Raw genomic sequence first — 22,215 nt, 5'->3', positions numbered from 1 at the left:
TTTTAGTATGGATTTTTCATCTTTATCGATATGGACTAAGCCAATTATTGCTCAAAAAAAACCTCCGCCCACAGGCAGAGGTTCTTAGTACAGGTGGAATTAACGCGCCAGCCAGCCGCCGTCTACAGCCACGGTGTAACCGTTGATGTAATCCGATGCGGAGGAGGCCAGGAAGACAATCGGCCCCATCAGATCGCTCGGCAGACCCCAGCGTCCCGCAGGGATACGCTCCAGGATCGCCGCGCTGCGCTCTTCGTCAGCACGCAGCTGCTGCGTGTTGTTGGTCGCCATGTAGCCCGGCGCAATCGCATTCACGTTGATGTTATGTTTCGCCCATTCGTTTGCCAGCAGGCGGGTCACGCCCATTACGGCGCTTTTGGACGCGGTGTAAGACGGCACGCGGATGCCGCCCTGGAACGAGAGCATAGAGGCAATGTTAATGATCTTGCCGCCTTTCCCCTGGGCAATAAAATGCTTCGCCGCCGCCTGGGACATGAAAAATACGCTCTTGATGTTCAAATCCATCACGTCATCCCAGTCGCGCTCGCTGAAGCCGATCGCGTCTTCGCGGCGGATCAGCCCGGCGTTGTTCACCAGAATGTCGATATGACCGAATTCAGCCACCGCGCGGTCCAGCAGTTCAGGAATGGCATCGATTTTACGCAGGTCAGCGGTCAGGCTCAGGAAACGGCGGCCCAGGGCCGTCACGCGTTCGATGGTCTCAGTCGGTTCAACGATATTAATTCCGACGATATCGCAGCCCGCTTCCGCCAGGCCTAACGCCATTCCCTGACCCAGCCCGGTGTCACACCCGGAAACCACAGCCACTTTCCCCTGCAGAGAGAATGCATCCAGAATCATGTTTATTCCTTACTCTTTCAGAGCCTGTCACTCACAGGCAGGTTTATGCTTCACCGCCCGCGACTAGCGCAGATCGCTGACCGCAACGTGGTCCATATCATCAAAGACCTGGTTTTCCCCCACCATTCCCCAGATAAAGGTGTAGGCTTTCGTCCCTACGCCGGAGTGAATGGACCAGCTCGGTGAAATCACCGCCTGCTCGTTGTGCATCACGATATGGCGCGTTTCCTGCGGCTGTCCCATCATGTGAAACACGCAGGCGTCCTCATCCATATTGAAGTAGAAGTAGACTTCCATGCGGCGCTCGTGGGTATGGCACGGCATGGTGTTCCACAGGTTGCCCGGTGCCAGCTCGGTCAATCCCATGCTGAGCTGGCAGGTCTCCAGCACGTCCGGCACGAAGTATTTATTGATGGTGCGGCGGTTGCTGGTGAGGTTGTCATCCAGCGTCACGGGTGCGACGTCTGCGGTGGTCACTTTTTTGGTTGGGTAGGTGGAGTGAGCCGGCGCGCAGTTGTAGTAAAACTTCGCAGGCCTGCTGCCGTCGATGCTGGCAAAGACCACGTCTTTCGCCCCTTTACCCACGTACAGCGCCTCGCGATGGCCAATCTCATAGCATTTTCCGTCTACGGTGATGGTGCCCGGCCCGCCGATGTTAATCACCCCCAGCTCGCGACGCTCGAGGAAGTAGCTCACGCCCAGCTGTTTACCGACCTCACCGCCCACGGAGACACTTTTCGTGACGGGCAGAATCCCGCCCACAATGATGCGGTCGATATGGCTGTAAACCATGGTGTACCTGTCGGCCTCGAATACCTGCTCGACTAAAAATGCATTGCGCAGCCCCTGAGTATCCAGCGTTTTGGCGTGCGCACTGTGGATGCTTTCTCTGACGTCCACGGTAACCTCCAGATGTGATCATGCCCGAAGGCGGAAATAAACGAAACAGCGTTCCGTTTTTCATAATGAGCACATACTATCGGCATAAAGCGGGCTTTTCAATTATATTTAAAACAACGTTTCATTTTTATTTTTGTTTATAGCGAAAATGATGTTCGGATCACAATTAAGCCGCCGGGAGAAAAAGGACGCGAAAAAAAACCTCCCGGAGGAGGTCATTTTTAATGAGAAGAGGTTAGCGTTCGATAGCCAGCGCCACCCCTTGCCCGCCGCCTATACAGAGTGTGGCAATCCCTTTGCGGGCATTGCGCTTTTTCATTTCGTGGACCAGCGAAACCAGGATTCGGCAGCCGGACGCACCGATAGGATGGCCCAGCGCGATCGCGCCACCGTTAACGTTGACCCGCAGAGGATCCCACTCAAGCATTTTTCCGACGGAGATCGCCTGCGCGGCATAGGCTTCGTTCACCTCGATCAGATCCACATCCGAAAGCTGCCACCCCGCGCGCTCCAGGCAGCGGCGGGTCGCGTAGACCGGTGCGATCCCCATTAACGCAGGATCAACCCCTACGCTGGCGAACGCCTTAATGCGGGCCAGGACGGGAAGATCGAGTTCAAGGGCTTTGCTTTCGCTCATCATCATAACGGCGGCAGCGCCGTCGTTAATGGAAGAGGCATTTCCCGCCGTCACCGAGCCCTGCATTTCAAACGCGGGATTCAGCCTCGCCAGGCCTTCTGCGCTGGCGTCAGTGCGCGGCTGTTCATCGGTATCCACGAGGATACGCTCGCCGCTCTGACGCTGCGTGCTGACCGGGACAATCTCGTCGCGAAAGCGACCGGAATCAATTGCCGCACGCGCTTTTTGCTGCGAGCTTAGCGCATAGGCATCCTGCACCTCACGGCTGATGCCATACTCGCGCGCCAGGTTTTCCGCCGTCACGCCCATATGATAGTCATTGAACGCATCCCAAAGCCCGTCATGCACCAGGCTGTCGAGCAGCTGACTGTTGCCAAGCTGTGCGCCGGTCCGGCTGTCGGTCAACACGTGCGGCGCGCGGCTCATATTCTCCTGCCCGCCCGCTATGATCACGTCCGCTTCACCACACTGAATGGCTTGCGTCGCGAGATGCAGCGCTTTTAATCCTGAACCACAGACGTCGTTGATGGTGATGGCCGAAACGGTATTGGGCAGCCCGCCCTTCAGCGCCGCCTGACGCGCAGGGTTTTGCCCGGCACCGGCCGTGAGAACCTGTCCCAGGATCACCTCATCAACTTCATGTGCTGCGATCCCGCTGCGTTCCACCAGCGCTTTTACCACCACGCTGCCCAGGTCAACCGCCGAGTGACGCGCGAGCGCTCCCTGAAAACAGCCGATAGCTGTACGCAACGCACCCACTATTACGACATCTTTCATCACGACCTCTGTGTTAAATGACATGACGATAGTAGAGGATTGTTACTGGCAATTATCTTAATTGTTTAAAAATAGTGAGTTTAATCACAAGGATCAGCGCGCATCCTGCAGATACTGCCGCAGCCAGCTGCCGGCAACGCCGGGAGGGGATCGTTTATTCCACAGCAGATCGATGCCGATCGCCCGCGGCCAGCCGGGAACATTGAGCTGTACCAGGGATTTCGCGGCGGCAAATTCATCCACCAGCGCGCACGGCAGCACGCACCAGCCAAATCCCTGTACCGCCATACTCAAGAGTAACAGGTAATTCGGGGCTGACCAGACGGGCCCGCGCGCGATCTCAGCCTCGCGCTCAAGATAGGTGCTGAGCCGCAGCTCTCGCCAGCCGTGCAGCTCGTCATGCTGAACGTCATGTTGTCCGGCCAGCGGATGCGTGGTCGCGACATAGATCGCCATGCGGGTCTGCATCGGCAGGCGGGTGACGCCAATATCCGTAGGGTAACTGTCGCGCGCTTCCGTCAGGCCAATCTGCGCTCGCTCCTTTTGCAGCAGATCGATCACGTCTTCTTCCTCGCCAATCAGACATTCGAATTCCGTATGGGGAAAACGCGCGTCAAACTGCTTCATCATCTCTTCCAGCACGTCCGGGTTGAGGGTATCGGAAAGGACAAACGTCAGACGCGCCTCCGTTTGCGCCGTTAGCGACACCGCCAGCTCATCCAGCCGCGTGCTGGCGGCCAGGATCGCCTGCACGTAACCCAGCACCTGTTCTCCCTGGACCGTTAACACCGGCTGGCGCGCCGAGCGGTCAAACAGCTCGAAACCGAGATCGGCTTCAAGATTGGCAATCGACGTGCTGATCGTCGACTGGCTTTTACGCAGCCGGCGTGCGGCAGCAGAAAAAGAGCCCGCCGCAACGGTCTCGACAAACGCCTTAAGGGCTTCGGGTGAATAGCGCATAACCTATCTACTTTAGCGATGGATACCATCTTTAATATATCAGCTTTAGCGATAAAAATAGGCTGCATCAACGCCCATACCGGCGAATTAATGAGGTCTATGACTATGCAACATCAGGATGCACTCCAACGTAAACTGCCGGAGCGGATCTTTCATGCTGTCTGTTTCGAAGGGATTGCTACTGCGATCCTCGCCCCTACGGCGGCGTGGCTGATGCAGCGTTCCGTGGTGGAGATGGGGGGGTTGACCATTATTCTGGCCACCACCGCCATGCTGTGGAACATTCTTTATAACTTCGGCTTCGACCGTTTCTGGCCCGTTCAGCGCGTCAAACGTACCGCAAAAGTACGTGCGCTGCATGCGCTGGGGTTCGAATGCGGGTTTATTGTGATTGGTGTGTCGATTGTCGCCGCCGTGCTGGGCGTTACCCTACTTCAGGCATTCACGCTGGAAATAGGTTTCTTCCTGTTCTTCCTGCCCTACACCATGTTCTATAACTGGGCATACGATTGCCTGCGCGAGAAATTTCTTAAGCGTCGCCAGCAACGGCGCGCTCTGGCAGGCTAAACCGCCTCTGGCCGGACGCCCGTTCCGGCCAAACTCCGTCGAAGCAACTGCGCTCTTCAGGCATAACTATGGTAAATTGCACGCCATTCCGATGGTTTGATAGTTGATACGTTGCTCTAATGTCGAAAATTTGGTCAAAAGATGAGACTCTATGGAGTTTCGCTCTCTATGGCACGGCCGTGGGCGCAGGAACGCTGTTCTTGCCCATTCAGCTGGGCTCCGCAGGCGCTATCGTCCTGTTTATTACCGCCCTCGTGGCCTATCCCTTAACCTACTGGCCGCACCGGGCGCTGGCGCAATTTATCCTGTCGTCGAAAACAAAAGGCAACGAAGGGATCACCGGCGCCGTCTCGCACTATTACGGCAGGAAGATTGGCAACCTGATCACCACGCTCTATTTCATCGCCTTCTTTGTGGTGGTGCAGATTTATGCGGTGGCCATCACCAACTCGCTCACGGAGCAGCTGGCGAAACACCTGACGGTGGATACCGCCGTTCGCGTTCTGGTCAGCCTGGGCGTGGTGCTGGTTCTGAATCTGATCTTCCTGATGGGGCGCCATATCACGATAAAAGTGATGGGCTTCCTGGTGTTTCCGCTGATTGCCTATTTCCTGTTTGTCTCGCTCTATCTGACCGGAAGCTGGCAACCCTCGCTGTTGACCAGCCAGATGGCCGTCGATCGCCATACGCTGCATCAGGTATGGATTTCGATTCCGGTGATGGTGTTTGCTTTCAGCCATACCCCGATTATCTCAACGTTTGCCGTTGACCGTCGCGAGAAGTTTGCCGACGGCGCCATGGATAAATGTAAGAAAATCATGAAGGTGGCGTACCTGATCATCTGCCTGAGCGTGCTGTTTTTTGTCTTCAGCTGCCTGCTCTCAATTCCGCCGTCGTACATTGTGGCCGCCAAAGAGCAAGGGGTAACGATCCTGTCCGCGCTGTCGATGATGCCTTCTTCTCCGGCGTGGCTGGGCATTTCCGGGATTATCGTGGCGATTATTTCGATGTCGAAATCGTTCCTCGGCACCTATTTTGGGGTGATTGAAGGGGCGACGGAGATCGTGAAGTCGTCGCTCAATCAGGTGGGCGTGAAAAAGAGCCGCGCCTTTAACCGCGCGATTTCCATTATGGGGGTGTCGTTAATCACCTTTGCCGTCTGCTGCATTAACCCGAACGCCATTTCGATGATTTACGCCATCAGCGGCCCGCTTATCGCCATGATCCTGTTTATCATGCCGACGCTGTCGACGTATCTGATCCCGTCACTGAAACAGTACCGCTCCATTGGCAACCTGCTGACGCTGATCGTCGGCGTGCTGTGCGTGTCGGTGATGTTTGTCGGCTAAACGCCCTGCATGCCCGGCGTTCTGCCGGGCATGCCTCTCAGGCTCGCCCTGCTGATTCCAGCGGAAAAGGTCTGTCCTGCACGACCGTTTTCATGACAAGCGTAGAGCGAAGGTGCTGCACGCCGGGCATGGCGGAGAGCTTCTCGTCGTAGAGTTTCTGGAAAGCGGACAGGTCGCGGGTCACGACGTGCATCAGATAATCGGGATCGCCAAACAGACGCTGTGCCAGCACGATCTGCGGGATTTCCTCAACCGCCGCTTCAAACGCGCTAACCGCCTTTCTGTCACCCTCCTTCAGCGTCGCAAACACTATCGCCAGGAAGTTGAACCCCATTTTGGCGGGGTCGAGGCTGGCACGGTATCCCGTTATGGCCCCGCTTTGCTCCAGCGCCCGCACGCGACGATGGCACGGCGAGAGGCTCAGATTCACTCTTTCTGCCAGCTCGGTCAGGGATAAACGGCCATCAGACTGTAGCTCAGCAAGAATTTTTCGATCGATGCTATCCATGTGGAAGATTTTCTCATTTTCACGGTGTTATGAGCATAACATTGAAAGCCTATTTCGCAGGGTTAGCGATATTCTTTTTCTCAACGTTTGACGCACTGCGGGAGTTTTCAGAACGATGGAAATGAGTATTGTGGCCGGCTTTTGGGTGGTTTCTTTTCTGCTCATCATGACGCCGGGCGCCGACTGGGCCTACGCCATTAGCGCCGGGATTAACGGGCGACGCGTGGTACCGGCGGTGATGGGGTTAATGTCCGGGCATCTGTTAGCTACGCTGATTGTGGTGGCTGGCGTGGGCGTAGTGATTGCTCAGCATCCGCTGGCGTTAACCGGGCTGACCGTTGCGGGGGCCGTGTATCTCCTCTGGCTTGGCATCGGGCTGTTGCGTCACCCGGCCGCACCGGAAAAGGCCACCCACCATGCGGGAAACTGGAGACAGTGGGCGGTGAAAGGACTCTGCATTAGCGGCCTTAACCCGAAAGTTTTTTTACTTTTCCTGGCGCTGCTTCCGCAGTTTACCGACCCGACCGGAAGCTGGTCGCTAGCGATGCAGATGTCCGCGCTTGGCGTGATGCACCTTATTACCTGTACGCTGGTCTATCTGCTGGTGGGGTATGGTTCGAAAGCGGTACTGGCGACCCGGCCACAGGCGGCGCGTATGGTGAGCATGGCGTCAGGAGGGATAATGGTGCTGATCGCGATGGTATTGCTGTTTGAGCAGGTAAGATAAAAAAACACCGGCCATCGCCGGTGTTATTTACGCCCGAATATCGTCATATTCCCGCGTTTTATCAAACTCATGCTTCGCGAACGGGCACAGCGGGATAATTTTACGGTTCTCACCGCGCATCTTCTCCACCACTTTCGCCACCAGCTGTTTACCGACGCCCTGCCCTTTCAGGCTCTCATCCACATCGGTGTGCTCGATAATGCTCAGGTGCTCGCCGGTCGGTACAAAGACAATCTCCGCAACCTGGTTGCCGTTCGCATCATTGACGTAAAACTTGTTATGGCCTTCCAGAATATCCATGGTTCCTCGCTTATTTTTGGCGATACTTCAGCGCACCGCTCGGGCAGGTATCAATCACGCGTACAACCGTTTCAACGTCCACTTCATCGGGAATGATCCACGGCTTACGTTTCAGATTAAACAGCTTTGCGCTCCCACGCACGCAGTTACCTGAGTGTTTGCAGATCCCGGTATTGAAGTAAACGTCAATTTTCTCGCCGGTATAGGCCCGGTAACCCGCATCCAGTAGTTCTTTGTCCATGACATTGCCTCTGTAATTATTATCGTGCTGAATGAAGCATAGCCTTACGGGATCATGATGGCTATAACGCCGAAAACGAAAAGCCAGGTCACAACTCTTTTCTCGCCAGATTGCGTCCGCTATTGGCCCATGTCAGGCTCGGCAAATGTCACTTTTACATAACTTCCGCAGGTTGAATGAAACGCAGACTCTCTTTTCAGGTAAAGCTGTTTTTAGCGCTGGTGTGCTTCTCCTGCCTGCTGTTAGTTCTGCTGGGAACAATCCTGTTCCATTTTATTGACCGACAGCTCCATCACGATCTCGGCCAGCGCGCCCGGGTTCAGGCCAGCCAGATCGCGCTGATGCCGGGTCTGGCGACAATGGTAGCGGCCAGAGATATTCCGGGAATAGCCCGGTTAATTCAGCCGCTGCGCGCCGAAAGCGATGCCAGCTACATTGTGATTGGCGATACCGAGGAGCAGCACCTTTATCATTCGGAATCCCCGGAGCGTATTAATTTACCGATGATCGGCGGGGATAATGCCGAGGTGTTAAAGGGCAAAACCATTATTTCCGTGCGTCAGGGCGGAATTGGCGTGTCGCTACGCAGCAAAGCGCCCATCTTCAACGCGCAGCATCAGGTAATTGGTATTGTCTCGGTCGGCTATCTGACCTCGTATATTGCCAATATTAACGCCCGCATTCTCTGGCAGTCCGGGCTATACGGCGCTGCGCTTCTGCTCCTGCTGTTTATTTTCTCCTGGCTGTTTACCCGCAATTTAAAAAAACAGATGTTCCGGCTGGAGCCGAAAGATATCGCTCAGCTGGTTTTGCAGCAGCGCGCGCTATTAGAAGCCATGTACGAAGGGGTATTTGCCGTTAATGGCGAGAAGCAGCTGATTTTAATTAACCGCGCGGCACGCGAAATGCTGGATATTCGGCAAAGTGAGAAAGAACTTATCGGTAAACCGCTGGAAGACATTCTGCAGACGGCGCCGGGGTTTTTATCCCAGCGCTACGCCTCGGTGAGCGCTGGCAGCCACGACCAGATTGCGGTGCTGAACCAGCGCGAGGTGATCGTCAACCGGGTAGCCATTGAGGTCGAACCGGGCGTTGAAAGCGGTTGGGTATACAGCTTTCGCGACAAAAATGACATCAACACGCTCAGCAGCCAGCTCAGTCAGATCAAACGCTATGCGGATAACCTGCGCATTATGCGCCACGAACAGCTGAACTGGACCGCCACTCTCGTCGGGCTACTGCAGATGAAACATTATGACGAGGCCATCCGTTACATCCAGGTGCAGTCAGAAGGCGCGCAGCGCGTGCTGGACTTTGTCTCAGCCCATTTTGTCTCCCCGGCGCTGTGCGGGCTGCTGCTCGGAAAATACGTCAGCGCGCGCGAAAAAGGCATCGAGCTGCTGTTTGACCCCGCCTGCCAGCTCACCCGCATGCCTGCCGCGCTGAGTGAAACGGAGCTGATGTCCATTATTGGTAATCTGCTGGACAACGCCGTGGAGGCGACACTCAACGCGCCGGTCCACGCGCCGGTAGAACTCTACATTTCTGACCGTAACCAGGAGCTGCTGATCGAGGTGGCTGACCGGGGCTGCGGGGTGGACGATGCGTTGAAGCCGCACATTTTCCGCCAGGGATTCAGCAGCAAGCCGGACAGCGAAAACGACATTGTGGGTACCGAGCACGGTATTGGCCTGTTCCTGGTGGCAGGATATATCGACAAGGCCGGCGGCAGCATTGAGATTGCCGACAACACGCCGCAGGGCACTATTTTTTCTGTGTTTATTCCGAATGGGCAACAGCATGACCCGACCACTTGACGTTGTGATAGTTGAAGATGAGCCGCACCTGGCGGAGCTGCATCGCGAGTATATCGAGCAGAATTTCCATCTGCGCGTGGTGGGCATCGCCGCGTCGATTGAGCAGGCATGCAGCCTGATTCGTCAGCACCAGCCGCGACTTATCCTGCTGGACAACTATCTCCCGGACGGTAAAGGCGTGGAGTTAATTGATAATCCCCTTCTGAAAAGCTACGAATGCTCGGTGATTTTCATCACCGCCGCCAGCGATATGCAGACCTGCAGCCACGCCATGCGCAGCGGCGCGTTTGACTACCTGATTAAGCCTGTCTTTTTCCAGCGCCTGCACGCCTCGCTGGAACGGTTTATGCGTTTCATCCACACCGTGCAGCAGGTGAAGGTGGTCGACCAGCATGCGCTGGATCGCCTGTTTAATCTTCCCGCCGCGGAAGCCTCCATTACGCCGTCGACGAAGGGCATTGAACCCCAGACGCTGGAACGGATTAAAAACCTGTTCGCCGAGCATCCCGATACCGCGATGTCGGTTGAAGAGGTGGTGGAAAACGTGGGGATCAGCAAAACCACGGGGCGTCGCTACCTTGAATACTGCGTGGAGAGCGGGTTAATCAGCGTCGAAATGCTGTATGGCAATATAGGTCATCCGCGAAGGTTATACCGCAAAGCGCCCGATAAACCGTAATCCAGAATCGTTCACAGGCTAACGTTCGCGGATTTTATGGTGTTAATTGCTGAAACGACGGCGACAATCACACTTCGGAATCATTGCCCGCTTCACCCTCTTGTGGGTGGAGCCCGATACGCTATGTTGACAATTAGTTCCTCAAATGTAACTAAAAGGTTAACTATAATGTCGAACACGTTCCGAATTTCTCTGCTTACCGCTACTGTACTGTTCTCTGCTTCTGCACTCTCTGCCCTGCCGCAGGGCTATCCTGCTGAGTATCAAAAAGTTGTTGATGCCGCAACGAAAGAGGGCAAGGTTGTTATTTACTCCACCACCGACATCAAGGCCGCGGGACCGCTGATCCAGGGCTTCGAAAAAACCTACCCGGGCATTAAAGTCGAATACAACGACATGAACAGCACCGAGCTGTACAACCGCTTCATCAGCGAACAGGCCTCCGGTGGCGTGAGCGGCGACGTGGTCTGGAGCTCCTCTATGGACACCGGCCTGAAGCTCGCCACCGACTACGCCATGGAGTATAAATCGCCGGAGCAAAGCCAGCTGCCGAAATGGGCGGTCTGGAAGGATAAGGCTTATGGCACTACCTATGAGCCGGTGGTCTTTATCTACAACAAGCGCCTGATCCCGGCTGGCGACGTGCCGGATTCTCACGCCGCGCTGGCGAAACTGATTGCCAGCCAGACGGACAAATTCAAGGGCAAAGTCACCACCTACGACATCGAAAAATCGGGTCTGGGCTTTATGCTCTCGGTTCAGGATCACAACGCCGATCCTAATTACTTCAAAACCCTGGCCGACGTCGCCAAAGGTGGCTTATCAGTGCAGTCGTCTACCGGCACCATGATGGAGCGCGTCTCCTCCGGTGAAAACCTGATCGGCTTCAACATCCTCGGTTCCTACGCGGAAGCGCGCGCGAAGAACGATCCTTCGCTCGGCATTTCCTATCCAAAAGATTACACCCTGGTGCTGTCGCGCGTGTCGTTCATCAGCCAGCAATCGCAAAACAGCAACGCCGCGAAGCTGTGGCTGGACTATGTGCTGTCTGAACAAGGGCAAAACATTCTGGCCAATCAGGCGGATATTCCCTCCATTCGTAACGATATCGAAGGGAAAAACGATATCGACGGCCTGACCAAAATCCTCGGCAACGCGCTGAAGCCAATTCCGGTTGATGAAACGCTGCTGGAATACCTGCAGCCGAAAAAACGCCTGGAGTACATCAAAGAGTGGCGTACCGCCGCCGGTAAATAAGCGTCTGAGCGCGGCGCAGGTCGCCGCGCTCCCTTATCGACTGAGTTCGTTTTTCTGGGCCGCAACACCAGGGATACCCCATGAATACATTACGCAGAAAGTGGCAAAGCCTGCCGCGAGGCATCGTCGTGCTGATAACCGCCCTGGTTATCTATACGCCGCTGTCGTTTATCGTGATACAGAGCTTCCTGTCCGCCCCGTTCTTTTCGCCGTCAAAAGAATGGAGCTTTGAATCATTTGAGTTTATTTTCACCGACCCTGATTTTTATAAGGCCCTGAAAAGCGGCTTTATTCTTGCTTTCGGGCTGGTCTTTATCTCCATTCCGCTGGGTGGCGTGCTGGCGTTTCTGATGGTGCGTACCGACCTGCCCGGCCGCCGGCTGATTGAGCCGCTGATCCTGGTCCCGATTTTCGTTTCACCGATGGTGCTGGGCTTCGGCTACGTGGTGGCCGCCGGTCCGGTGGGCTTTCTCTCCCAGTGGGCTCAGGCGCTGATTGGCTTTGTGCCGTGGAATATCTACGACATGTCGAGCATTGTGGTCATCGCCGGCCTGACGCACGTCCCGCACGCCTATCTGTATATCTCGTCTGCGCTGCGCAGCGTGGGCTCCGATGTGGAAGAAGCCGCGCGCACCGCGGGCGCGTCGCCCTGGCAGGTGATGACCTCCGTCAGCCTGCCGATGGTGCGCCCGTCCATTCTGTACGCTACCGTACTGCTGTTCTTCCTCGGGCTGGAAGTGTTCGGCCTGATGCTGGTCCTCGGCGACCCGGAAGGCAACATGGTGCTGGCGACCTATCTCTATAAGCTGACGAACAAGATGGGCACCCCATCCTATAACCTGATGGCGGCGGTTGCCGTGGTGCTGATCTGCATCACCATCCCGCTGGTGATGCTCCAGCGTCGCCTGATGCGCACCGCCAACCGCTTCGTCACCATGAAGGGCAAGGCTTCGCAGGCCCGCGCGCTGCCGCTGGGTAAATGGCGCTGGGTGGCTGGCGGAGTGATTGCCTTCTGGCTCACCGTCACCATCGGCGTTCCGCTGCTCGGCGTGGTATTGCGCGCGTTTATCTCCAACTGGGGCGTGGGCGTTTCGCTGTGGGACGAGCTTTCTCTGAACACCTTCCGCACCATCTGGGCACAGCCCAACCTGCTGCGCGCCATCGTCAACTCCATGGCGATTGGCGTGATTGGCGGCGCGCTGGCCGTGGCGTGCTACCTGTTTGTCGGCATTGCCATGCACCGTAAACCGGACAACACCACGCGTTTTCTGGACTACAGCGTGCTGGTGCCGCGCGCCGTGCCTGGCCTGCTGGCGGGTCTGGCGTTCCTGTGGGTGTTCCTGTTCCTGCCGATGTGGCTGGATAACTCGCTGAAATCCGGCTGGCTTTCCGGGTTCGCCTGGACCGACTGGATGCGTGAAAACGTCATCGTCTGGCTGCGTTCGCTGCGCAGCACCATTTTCAGCGTCTGGCTGGCCTATACCGTGGTGTGGATGGCTTACGGGCTGAGGCTGATCTCTTCCACGCTGCTGCAGGTAGGGCCAGAGCTTGAGGAAGCGGCGCGCAGCACCGGGGCGACGCGCGGGCAGATCACCCGCCACGTCACCATCCCGCTCTCCCGCTACGGTCTTATCGGTTCGTGGCTGCTGATGTTCCTGATCTTTGAGCGCGAATATTCAACGGGTGTGTACCTGCTTTCACCCGGCACGGAGACCATCGGCTCGATGCTGGTTTCCCTCTGGGCCGCGGGTGCCATCGATATCGTGGCGGCGCTCTCTTTCATTAACATCCTGCTGGTCGTGGTAGGTCTGGGCATTGCCCTTCGTTTCGGAGTGAAAATACATGATTGAATTAGCGGTTGACGATCTGCACTTAACCTACGGCGACAATCCTGTTTTAAAAGGTGTCTCCATGAACCTGAAGCGCGGCGAAGTGGTCTCACTGTTAGGCCCCTCCGGCAGCGGTAAAACCACCCTCCTGCGCGCCGTTGCGGGTCTGGAAAAACCGACGCAGGGGTCCATTGTCATTGGCAATAATAAAGTTTACGACGGCACGCCGCGCAGCGAGGTCCCGGCGGAAGAGCGTAACCTTGGGCTGGTGTTCCAGTCCTATGCCCTGTGGCCGCACAAGACCGTGTTTGAGAACGTGGCCTATCCGCTCAAGCTTCGCAAAGTCCCGGCCAAAGAGATCCAGCAGCGCGTGCAGGACGTGCTGGACCAGCTTGGTCTGGGCCATCTTGGCAAACGTCACCCGCACCAGCTCTCCGGCGGGCAGCAGCAGCGCGTGGCGATTGGCCGGGCGCTGGTGTACAACCCGCCGGTAATTTTGCTGGACGAGCCGCTTTCCAACCTCGACGCCAAGCTGCGCGAAGAGGCCCGCGTGTTCCTGCGCGAGCTGATTATCAAGCTCGGGTTATCCGCGCTGATGGTGACGCACGACCAGAACGAAGCGATGTCGATTTCCGACCGCATCCTGCTGCTTAACAACGGCAAAATTGAGCAACAGGGCACGCCGCAGGAGATGTACGGCTCGCCGAAAACGCTTTTTACCGCCGAGTTTATGGGCAGCAACAACCGCCTGCACGGCAAAGTCACCGAAGTGCGCGACGGCAAAGCGCGTATCGAAGGAAAAGGTTGGGTGCTGTGGGGCCAGGCCGGTGAAGGGGTGCAGAGCGGTGAAGAAGCGACGGCTGTGATCCGCGTCGAGCGCGTGGCGGTGGTCGAGGGACCAGGGGAAAATCAGCTTGAGCTGCCGCTGCTCACCAGCATGTATCTCGGCGACCGCTGGGAGTACCTGTTCCGCACGGTGGGAGATGATTTTGTGATCCGCGCGTATGGACATGAGGTTCGGGATCCGCAGCACTGCCATCTTTCGTTGCCTGAGAAGCATGTTTGGGTGTTCCCGAAAGGGTGATGAGTCAATATTAATCTGCCATGGCCCGGTGGCGCTTCGCTTACCGGGTCTACAAAACAAAGAAATGCACAGATGCCAGGATTGGTGGCGCCAGTTATTATTGTTAATGCATTCCGACTTAAATATTCACCTGACCCTTCTTTCCATTCCTACGCATAACGGGTTAAGGCTCCATATCAAAATGTTATTACAGAGCATATAAAGAAAATTTATGCATCATATCCAGCATTTTTGAAAACTGATTGAACATGCTCCGTCAGTCCAACAAGATCTTCATAGGCGATTGGGCCAAAATCAGGATAATGGTTTTCAATATACTCGTTAACATCTTCCATACCTTCACTGACTCTGAGATTCTTAACAAATGTAGGCAAAATACGATGATTAACACCAGTACCATATTCTTTCGGATGATGGGTCATACACCACTCAACTTTACCTTTATATGATTGAATCGCATCTTCCAGTAAGGTAATAACTTCTGGAACCTCTTTTTCAAATCGAAAACTGGTATAAGGAGGGTACTTAGAGCGATCAATTTTTTCAAAATGGTCATTTATCCATTCATCTTCGATACGGCTCTGATAATGTAACCACTCCAGTTTTCCAAGAGAACCAATGAAGTCCAACAAGATAGTTTCTTTCTTACCTATCGGAAACATTATTTTAACCCCTGTAATTTATCAGAGATCGTAACACTTCCCTGATTTATAGATTTGATATGTTTTTCCCAATCTCCTTTAGGAATCGGTTTTAAGGACACTCTTGGATCGTAAACATACTGACCATCGGTATAAACCTGATGGAAAGCTTGTTCATGTACAATTTTTCCATTTTCATACACATTTAAATTGTACGGAGTCGTCGGCCTTGCTTCAATAATTTTCCCGTGCCCGCCAGCTGCATCGAGAAGCTTAGGTGCGATATCTGAGCAATCCGTACAATCTGTATTGCCTATCCAGGCAATAAACTTAGGTTCGTTCATTTTTTCAATAACACTCTGATTGGCTGGATAACCGGGATTTTCAGGGCGAACATTTTCAAGGCCGGGGATCTTCTCGTTCTGATAGAAAAGATCATCCATTGAAGGAGAATCCGGAACCGGCGTAGTTGTCGTCCAGCCATTATTGTTTGACGCTCCATCACCGTTGGTATTACCAGTATGATTTATCCCTCCGGTTGCTACACTATCATTCCCTGTGTTGGAGGGCGTATTTCCGGTTACAGTCTGGTCTCCACCAGTGTTTGATGGTCCCGGGTTGATGACCTGCGTACCACCAGTACTGGTGATCGTCTTACCTGTCAGGGACTCATAGGCCGCTTTCTGAGCATCATTTAACTGACTGAGCTGGGAAGGATCATTGAGCGAGGCCACATAGATCAGATGCAACTGCTCATCTTGTGACAATGTATCCATTGCTGATGTGGATGCACCAATCCCCAGTAAAGCACCCAGACCACTGGCAACCAGGCGATCACGGCAAGCAGAAATTTTCAGACATCCCCGTGCAGCCAGTTTACCGCCCTGTATAACGACACTCAGCGAGTTATTCTCAACCTCCACCTTCGCCGTTTCCGACGCCATCGCCGCCATGGAGACGCTACCATCCGTCACCGCAGCGCCCGCCAGACCACCCGCGATACTCACGAGACTACTGACCAGCCGTTTCTCCTCTGGCGTCAGGTCACTGGATTTTTTATCTCCATACAGCGCACTGACCAGATGGTCGGTCATCGCCGAGGCCGTAATGGCCCCTATAGCACCGGCCTTCAGGCCATCCGCAGTGCTCCCGCCACTCAGCTGCGTCAGCGCCGCAGCCACAATACCGTGCAGCGCGGCACGGGCTGTCGGGTCTTTCTGCTCCTTGACCAGGGTCGCCAGCAGAGGGGCCGCCCCCGCTGCCGCGCCTGCCTTCAGGTTACCGCCAAGCGCACCTGCCAGTAATCCTGCCGCTGCGCTGCCCTTCGTCCAGAAGGCACTCCCCGGACCGTATTCGGTATTCTGATATCCGGGCTGCGTCTTCAGGAACGCTTCCTGCTCCTGCGGCGTATCGCCCTGCAGTTTTCCTTCTGACGCCAGCTTCGCGCCCAGCGCCGCATTGGATTCCCGCGCTTTCTGCTCCGCATACTTGCCGTAAGCATCCAGCGCAGAGGTAGCCAGGGCCGCGCCTTCGCTCTGGACCGCCAGGTTATCCCTGACCTTCTGCACATCACCGTTCACGTCCACGCCGTGGTGGGCGTCAGCCGTATCACGGCTCAGGTCAGCAATATCCTGTTTCTGTCCCGCCGGGTTGCGAATGACAATGCTACCGCCACTCACCGCTGATGAGGTCGTGCCGGTGTGGCTCTCTTCTGCCTGGCCCGTACCGATGGCCGGTGCCAGGTTGCGGTTTTCACCGTTTCCGCTGCCGCCCGCGCTGCCGGAAAGCGCCACCGTATAGCCGTTGCCGCTGGTCTGGCTCTCGTTGTGGAGATTACTGAAACCCAGCGTACCCGTGTCGAGGCTATTTTTATCTGCAGACGCCGTGGATGCAATCACCGCGCCGTCAAGCTGGGTATGATTTCCGGTGGTGACAGCAAAGCCGCCCTTGCCTGCGAATATCCCGCTCTGTTCAGCGACGCTCTTACCATTCTGGGTGATATTCTCACCCGATGCACTGACGCTACCGGAAGACGCACCATAACACAGCGGCGGTATGCACAGGCTGAGGGACGCGCCTGACGAAGACTGCTTGCTGTCATAACTGGCCGTATCCTGCACGCTGCTGATGGTGAGATCGCGCCCGGTGTTGACCACCACACGGTTACCTTCCAGCTCCGCACCTTTCAGGGTGGTGTCGCGTCCGCTGTTCACCGTAAGCTGTTCATCAGCATGGACAACGCTGTTCGTATTGCGCTGCGACTGGCTGTTTTCCTTGCCCTTATGCTGTGACGCTCCCAGTTCCACCGAGATGCCGTTTTGCGCACCAATCAGGCTCACACCGACACCGACGCTGAACTGGCTGCCGCTGTTTTTACTCTCAGAGTGGGTTGTGTTCTGGGAGGCAGACAGCAGAATATCCCGCCCCGCATCCAGCGCCACGTGTTTACCCGCGATCTGTACCCCCATACCGGCAATGTCATTTCCGGCACGAACAGAGACATTCTCGCCGGCATTAATGGTGGTGCCCTGCGTGTCGGTACTGTGGTAACGACTGTCCTGAGATGACGTCCCCGCCGTTAAAGACACTTTAGCCTTGATGAGCGACGAGTCCGACATAGCGCCCTGCGCCGCGGTTGCCGCCGACTGGCCTGTTCTGATGGCGGTCAGCCGTGGATCATCGCCGTTTTCTGCGCTGCGGGCAGCCGTCTCTGCGGCTTTAGCAGCCTCAACAGCCCAGCCCCCAGCAGATGCCGTCACACCATACTGGGCGCTGCTGCTGTGGTTTTCACCGTCACGGGTATCCCGGCTCACCCCCATGAGGACATTTTCGCCACTGAGTGAGACCGATTTACCAGCACGGATATCCGTACCTGACAGGGAGAGATCGTTACCGGCCTGCGCGACAACGCTACCGTTTTTGCTGCTTAGCTGGCTGCGCAATCCGTTTTCGAGGCTGCTATCTTCCCGACTGCTGTTTTTTTCATGGCGGTAGCCTGCCGTGGCGCTGTAACCATCGCCTCCCAGAGTCCCCAGCAATTTGCTGCTGCCGCTGCTCTCACTGCGCGATGTATCGCGTCCGGCAGAAACGGAGATATCTCCATTTGTGGCTGACAGCAGAAGATCGTCCGTGGCGGTCATCAGGCTGCCGCTGATATTCACGCTGCCGTCACGACTGTTAACGTAAATATCTGAGCCCTGAATGACCGACGCGTTTTGTGTGGTCCGGGTGCCGCTACTGTTGCTCTCCGCCTTGCTCATCCCACCCGGCAGGAGTTGATTGCCGTGGGAACCCCCACCCGAGATGGCGCGAACAGCACTTCCGGCGCTCAGGTCGCTCGAAAGATTCCAGCCGCTATTTTTAGTGCTGCTGCCGTATTTCTCGCTGTCTGTGGAGGTGGTGATATCAACGTCGCGTTTCGCATCGAGGATCACCGTTTCACCGGCCTTAGCCTGGCTCCCGGCAATCAGGATATTGCCGCTGTTGCTGCCTCCCTGTTTACCGGTGGCAGTCATCTGGATATTGCCTGCGGCGGCAAGATGGCTGCCGCTGTTAAACTCGCCCTCGTAGTGCGACTCAGAGGAAGACCGGGTGCTTCCTGCGGAAATAGCCATCATCTGGCCTGGTCCGTCAAGCGCGAGCGCACCGCCTTCCGCCCCCAGCCCCTTCACTTTATCGACGGTGCTGTTGCCACTGTTGCCCTTACCACGAACGATATCGCGCACGTTACGCACAGTGTCTTCAAATGGCGCTTTCACACTGACCGTGACGCCAGACGATTTGGACTCCTGCTTCATGGACTCAGTGGTCGTATCCCGTCCAGGAAGGATGGCAATGCTGTCGCCAGTGATATCGATATGGCCGGTTTTGCGGGAGGAATCATCCTTCGCTCTTCCGGCAACCACATCTGCCGCGCTCAACTGGACGTCATTTCCGGCGCTGATGATGACATTACCGCCAGCAGTGCCCACCGTGCTGCGGGCATCGCTCTGCGTCGTATTTGCCCCCTGTCGGGTGCTTTTTGAAGACTGCGACCCGATGGTGATACCCAATCCCGACCCGCTGGAGAAAACGCCGGATTTCTTCGTCTTCTTCATGTCGTAGTACGTGTCGGTGTTGGTTGCTGCCTCCACGGTCAGATCATTTCCAGCCTTCAGGGCCACATCGCGCTCAGCGGCAACTGATGAGCCCTGCACCGTCAGGTTGTTACCAGCCCGGAGAGCAACGTTGTCGCCGGAAAGCTGCGTACCTTTCTCACGCGTATGCGTCTCTTCGTGGATGGTGTGAGTGGTTTTCTTGCTGAGGAACCCACCGGACGTCTTTTTCTCCTCCCGGTACGCATAGTCACTTTCCGTCTCAGTGGAAAGGGTGATATCCCGCCCGGCGGCCACGGCTGTATTGCCTGCGGCATAGACATCTGCAGCCTGTGCCGTTACATCCCGTCCGGCGATAACAGTCACATTCCCGCCCGCAGTGATGTCGGTTCCCGACTGGCGAACCGACTCGTTAATCACTTTTTTACGGCCTGATTTATAACTGTCGCCCTGCGTGGTCTCTTCCGCTGCCAGATTCACGTCGCGATCCGCCTGCAGCCCGACGCTTTTCTCCGCTGCCAGCGCGGCGGCCCGGGCGTTGATATCCTGCCCGGCCTTCAGGACCAGGTTATCGCCTGCGGAAATCGTGGTGCGGTCGAGCCCGGTGCTGTGGGACTCGCTTTTCCCTTTCCGGCTGCTTTCGCTTGTCTGTGCCGCGTTCAGGTTCAGATCGTTGCCTGCACTCAGCCCCGCGCTGCCGCCCGCCTTCAGGTCGCTGGCGGTCACGTCAAGGTTATGCCCGGCATTCACCAGCAGGTTGCCGCCCGCACTGACGTTACTTCCCTGATACGTGACGGAGGAACGGCTGGTTTTCTCCCGGCTGGAGCTGAATGCGTCGTTGATCTGATTCGCGTTGACGGCAATATCGCCCCACGCGTTCAGCAGCATATCGCCGCCGGAGGCCAGGTTCGCCCCGGTGACGGTGATGTTTTTTCCCGCCTCAAGCGACAGGCCATCCTGCGCGGTAATCGACGCCGTGTTGCCCAGCAGGGTGTCCTTCAGGCCGATGTTGCCGTACTTCCCGCCGGCGTTGATATCAATCTGCTCAACCTGCGTCAGGTTGTTGATGCTGCCGTCCAGGCTCTCCAGCGCGACCGTTTTGCCGCTGATGGTGGAGCTGATGTTATTGATATCGCCGATGGCGCTCAGGTTCAGGTCGCCGCCCGCTTTCATCAGGCCGTTGCTGAGGTTGCTGATGCTGTTCTGGCTGTCGAGCGTCAGGCTGTTTTTCGCCAGCAGCGAGCTGCCGCCGTTGGTGATGCTGCCGCCCTTCAGGGTGACGTTCTTGCCCGCGATCACGCTGCCGTTGTTGACGGTGACGTCCTTCGGCGACAGGTAGAGTTTCGGCACCATCACCGTTTCGCCGTTGACGGTAGCTTTCTCCCACCACAGCAGGCTGTGGTCGAGCGCGGCAATCTGATCGGCGGTCAGCGAGACGCCAAACTGCAGGCCCAGCGACTGCTGCGCCGCCGCGGCGTTGTCCATCAGATAGCGCATCTGATCCAGATCGGAGCCGATGCCGTTCAGGTAGCGGTTACCGGTCTGGTTGAGTACCACATTGGAAACGTAGCGGGTATCGAACGCCGCATCGCCGAGGAAGCGGTAATCGTAGTCCGGGTTCAGGTTGAGGCGCCCGAGCATATAGGACGAGCCGAGGAACTGCTTCTCGTCGGTAAACGCCAGCCGCGTCTCCTGCGGCGCCGTGGACGACGGTTTGATCCCGAGCATCGCGTTTAGATCGGCAAACAGGGCGGGATCAAGCTGTCCGAGACCGTTCAGTTTCGGGTTGATGCCGATCAGGTACGGGCTTTTCGGGTTGTCGGAGAAGACAAAATAGCCGTTGTTGCCCGACGGCAGCGGGTAAGCGCTGGTGTCGACGCGCTGGCCCTGATAGTGCCCGACGGCGCCGCCCTGCGCGGTTCGGAGATCGGCGGTGGTGACCCCGGCGTTCGCCAGCGTGCCCAGCTGGCCGAGGTTCGCGTTGCCTTTCTGCGTGGTGCCAATGTTGCTGAGAGGCGTGCCGGACGCGCCGCCGTTTTCCAGCGCGCCACCGCCGTTAAGCTGCTGCAGCGCCCCCTGGAGCCGATCGTTCCACTGCGGTGAGTTCACCGCCACGGTGCCGGTAGCGCTCAGCCCCTGTTTTTGCACACCGCTGCCGATGGTCTGGTTGCTGAGTGTGTTCAGCGACGGGGTGGAGATAACGTTACTGACGCCGCCCGCATTGGCGGTGGTACTGGTGTTACTGATGTTGCTGGTGAAGTTCGCGGTGACGTTACCGCCCGCCTGGATGACGGCGCGGTATGTTTCACCATTTTCACTTTCTGTGACATGCCCATCTAATACATAGGTTACGTCATTGTCGTAGTAAGTATTGCGATGGGTTGGAGAGTAGGAGCCAGGAGAACCCCCGCCATATGAGGGGCTTACATATTTATATACAGCATATTCTGTATAAGTTCCGCTCTGATAGCTCTGATTATTCAGCGTGTTTCCTGCAAGCGTAATATTGCTATTCGCCAGGATTGCACTCGCCTGATTGTTCAACTCTGCGGCAGTGATAGTCAGGTTACGCCCGGAAGAAATACGAGCGCTTCCACCCTCAGCATTTACAACCTGCGCTATCTGATTTAGTGCATATTTACGTGTTTCATAGCCTGTAATTGGTTTGTAATAGTAATGGGTATCCTCATACAAGAAACAGGGAACTCCCCCACATGTACCTGAACCGTCATGGGTATAAGTGCTGTATTTATCCCGAACAAGCGTATCGATTCCGAGAACCGACACAGGTATGTCAACAGTTGCCTGCCCAACCCAACCATACGCTGGCGACGCACTTGTTGTTGTGGTTGACGTTAATCCATCACGCTGATTTAACAGGCTGGCAGTCTTAACCGTAATATCCCCACCCTGCGTCTCAATATTCCCCGACGTGTTCACCACCTGGCTGTTGGCATTCCCCGCCGCATCCCGCTGCATCCACAGGT

At 56.2% G+C, this 22,215-nt stretch carries 17 protein-coding genes; 8 read left to right on the top strand and 9 right to left on the bottom strand.

Translation table 11 applies throughout. The features are described from left to right. Positions 1–99 precede the first annotated feature (99 nt). The 4 genes from kduD to QMN93_RS21900 all read right to left on the bottom strand — a co-directional run bounded on the left by kduD (position 100) and on the right by QMN93_RS21900 (position 4,135). Complete coding sequence (kduD, locus tag QMN93_RS21915; protein WP_064673498.1) at positions 100–861, bottom strand: 2-dehydro-3-deoxy-D-gluconate 5-dehydrogenase KduD; 762 nt, start codon at positions 859–861, stop codon at positions 100–102. 63 nt (positions 862–924) lie between these two features. Continuing rightward, positions 925–1,761, bottom strand: a complete 837-nt coding sequence (gene kduI, locus QMN93_RS21910; RefSeq protein ID WP_193139914.1) for a 5-dehydro-4-deoxy-D-glucuronate isomerase — start codon at positions 1,759–1,761, stop codon at positions 925–927. Positions 1,762–1,996: 235 nt separating this feature from the next. Then, entirely contained in the window at positions 1,997–3,175 is a 1,179-nt protein-coding gene (locus tag QMN93_RS21905; RefSeq protein WP_038417283.1) for an acetyl-CoA C-acetyltransferase, read from the bottom strand. 93 nt (positions 3,176–3,268) lie between these two features. Beyond that, complete coding sequence (locus QMN93_RS21900; protein WP_047650217.1) at positions 3,269–4,135, bottom strand: LysR family transcriptional regulator; 867 nt, start codon at positions 4,133–4,135, stop codon at positions 3,269–3,271. 105 nt (positions 4,136–4,240) lie between these two features. On the opposite strand from QMN93_RS21900, the gene QMN93_RS21895 reads away from it, so the two are divergent. Both QMN93_RS21895 and QMN93_RS21890 read left to right on the top strand, forming a co-directional pair. Then, positions 4,241–4,702, top strand: a complete 462-nt coding sequence (locus QMN93_RS21895; protein WP_032660189.1) for a multidrug/biocide efflux PACE transporter — start codon at positions 4,241–4,243, stop codon at positions 4,700–4,702. Positions 4,703–4,821: 119 nt separating this feature from the next. Then, positions 4,822–6,051: an amino acid permease gene (locus QMN93_RS21890; RefSeq protein WP_193139916.1), complete on the top strand. Its 1,230-nt coding sequence runs from the start codon at positions 4,822–4,824 to the stop codon at positions 6,049–6,051. A 37-nt stretch (positions 6,052–6,088) separates the two neighbouring features. Here QMN93_RS21890 and QMN93_RS21885 read toward each other — a convergent pair whose 3' ends face one another. Next, positions 6,089–6,559 carry an Lrp/AsnC family transcriptional regulator gene (locus QMN93_RS21885; protein ID WP_064673495.1) on the bottom strand — a complete coding sequence of 157 codons (471 nt, stop codon included), beginning with the start codon at positions 6,557–6,559 and terminating at the stop codon, positions 6,089–6,091. 115 nt (positions 6,560–6,674) lie between these two features. Between QMN93_RS21885 and QMN93_RS21880 the strand changes: the two genes are divergently transcribed. Further along, positions 6,675–7,286: a LysE family translocator gene (locus tag QMN93_RS21880; protein WP_064673494.1), complete on the top strand. Its 612-nt coding sequence runs from the start codon at positions 6,675–6,677 to the stop codon at positions 7,284–7,286. A 27-nt stretch (positions 7,287–7,313) separates the two neighbouring features. Here QMN93_RS21880 and QMN93_RS21875 read toward each other — a convergent pair whose 3' ends face one another. Next, complete coding sequence (locus tag QMN93_RS21875) at positions 7,314–7,586, bottom strand: GNAT family N-acetyltransferase (protein WP_008499687.1); 273 nt, start codon at positions 7,584–7,586, stop codon at positions 7,314–7,316. 10 nt (positions 7,587–7,596) lie between these two features. Continuing rightward, positions 7,597–7,827 (bottom strand): 4Fe-4S mono-cluster protein YjdI, encoded by a 231-nt coding sequence (gene yjdI, locus QMN93_RS21870; RefSeq protein ID WP_008499689.1) that lies wholly within the window; start codon positions 7,825–7,827, stop codon positions 7,597–7,599. 176 nt (positions 7,828–8,003) lie between these two features. Between yjdI and QMN93_RS21865 the strand changes: the two genes are divergently transcribed. From QMN93_RS21865 to QMN93_RS21845, 5 genes are all read left to right on the top strand, one after another. Then, the gene (locus QMN93_RS21865; protein ID WP_167819074.1) at positions 8,004–9,644 is read left to right on the top strand and encodes a sensor histidine kinase; all 1,641 of its coding nucleotides are present in this window, start codon (positions 8,004–8,006) and stop codon (positions 9,642–9,644) included. Continuing rightward, a complete protein-coding gene (locus tag QMN93_RS21860; protein WP_075202213.1) occupies positions 9,628–10,323 on the top strand; it encodes a response regulator in 696 nt (231 codons plus the stop codon). The genes QMN93_RS21865 and QMN93_RS21860 overlap by 17 nt, the downstream gene beginning before the upstream one ends. A gap of 168 nt (positions 10,324–10,491) precedes the next feature. Then, positions 10,492–11,580 carry an ABC transporter substrate-binding protein gene (locus tag QMN93_RS21855; RefSeq protein ID WP_023309072.1) on the top strand — a complete coding sequence of 363 codons (1,089 nt, stop codon included), beginning with the start codon at positions 10,492–10,494 and terminating at the stop codon, positions 11,578–11,580. An 80-nt stretch (positions 11,581–11,660) separates the two neighbouring features. Further along, complete coding sequence (locus QMN93_RS21850; protein ID WP_064673492.1) at positions 11,661–13,430, top strand: iron ABC transporter permease; 1,770 nt, start codon at positions 11,661–11,663, stop codon at positions 13,428–13,430. After that, a complete protein-coding gene (locus tag QMN93_RS21845) occupies positions 13,423–14,493 on the top strand; it encodes an ABC transporter ATP-binding protein (protein ID WP_023333294.1) in 1,071 nt (356 codons plus the stop codon). The genes QMN93_RS21850 and QMN93_RS21845 overlap by 8 nt, the downstream gene beginning before the upstream one ends. A gap of 209 nt (positions 14,494–14,702) precedes the next feature. On the opposite strand, the gene QMN93_RS21840 is transcribed toward QMN93_RS21845, so the two are convergent. Both QMN93_RS21840 and QMN93_RS21835 read right to left on the bottom strand, forming a co-directional pair. Beyond that, positions 14,703–15,155, bottom strand: coding sequence for a hypothetical protein (locus QMN93_RS21840; protein ID WP_033146464.1), 453 nt, complete (start codon positions 15,153–15,155; stop codon positions 14,703–14,705). Next, entirely contained in the window at positions 15,155–21,772 is a 6,618-nt protein-coding gene (locus QMN93_RS21835) for a hemagglutinin repeat-containing protein (RefSeq protein ID WP_323630731.1), read from the bottom strand. The genes QMN93_RS21840 and QMN93_RS21835 overlap by 1 nt, the downstream gene beginning before the upstream one ends. Positions 21,773–22,215: the final 443 nt, after the last annotated feature.

Source organism: Enterobacter sp. R-1.6.2 (assembly GCF_035064085.1).
GTDB classification, from domain to species: Bacteria; Pseudomonadota; Gammaproteobacteria; order Enterobacterales; family Enterobacteriaceae; genus Enterobacter; species Enterobacter asburiae_B.
This window is presented reverse-complemented; position numbering and strand designations above follow the sequence as displayed.

Excerpts from the sequence above, each read along its gene's own strand:
- kduD (WP_064673498.1), bottom strand. The coding sequence starts at position 861 with ATGATTCTGGATGCATTCTCTCTGCAGGGGAAAGTGGCTGTGGTTTCC.
- QMN93_RS21905 (WP_038417283.1), bottom strand. The coding sequence starts at position 3,175 with ATGAAAGATGTCGTAATAGTGGGTGCGTTGCGTACAGCTATCGGCTGT.
- QMN93_RS21900 (WP_047650217.1), bottom strand. The coding sequence starts at position 4,135 with ATGCGCTATTCACCCGAAGCCCTTAAGGCGTTTGTCGAGACCGTTGCG.
- QMN93_RS21895 (WP_032660189.1), top strand. The coding sequence starts at position 4,241 with ATGCAACATCAGGATGCACTCCAACGTAAACTGCCGGAGCGGATCTTT.
- QMN93_RS21890 (WP_193139916.1), top strand. The coding sequence starts at position 4,822 with ATGTCGAAAATTTGGTCAAAAGATGAGACTCTATGGAGTTTCGCTCTC.
- QMN93_RS21885 (WP_064673495.1), bottom strand. The coding sequence starts at position 6,559 with ATGGATAGCATCGATCGAAAAATTCTTGCTGAGCTACAGTCTGATGGC.
- QMN93_RS21880 (WP_064673494.1), top strand. The coding sequence starts at position 6,675 with ATGGAAATGAGTATTGTGGCCGGCTTTTGGGTGGTTTCTTTTCTGCTC.
- QMN93_RS21875 (WP_008499687.1), bottom strand. The coding sequence starts at position 7,586 with ATGGATATTCTGGAAGGCCATAACAAGTTTTACGTCAATGATGCGAAC.
- yjdI (WP_008499689.1), bottom strand. The coding sequence starts at position 7,827 with ATGGACAAAGAACTACTGGATGCGGGTTACCGGGCCTATACCGGCGAG.
- QMN93_RS21865 (WP_167819074.1), top strand. The coding sequence starts at position 8,004 with ATGAAACGCAGACTCTCTTTTCAGGTAAAGCTGTTTTTAGCGCTGGTG.
- QMN93_RS21860 (WP_075202213.1), top strand. The coding sequence starts at position 9,628 with ATGACCCGACCACTTGACGTTGTGATAGTTGAAGATGAGCCGCACCTG.
- QMN93_RS21855 (WP_023309072.1), top strand. The coding sequence starts at position 10,492 with ATGTCGAACACGTTCCGAATTTCTCTGCTTACCGCTACTGTACTGTTC.
- QMN93_RS21850 (WP_064673492.1), top strand. The coding sequence starts at position 11,661 with ATGAATACATTACGCAGAAAGTGGCAAAGCCTGCCGCGAGGCATCGTC.
- QMN93_RS21845 (WP_023333294.1), top strand. The coding sequence starts at position 13,423 with ATGATTGAATTAGCGGTTGACGATCTGCACTTAACCTACGGCGACAAT.
- QMN93_RS21840 (WP_033146464.1), bottom strand. The coding sequence starts at position 15,155 with ATGTTTCCGATAGGTAAGAAAGAAACTATCTTGTTGGACTTCATTGGT.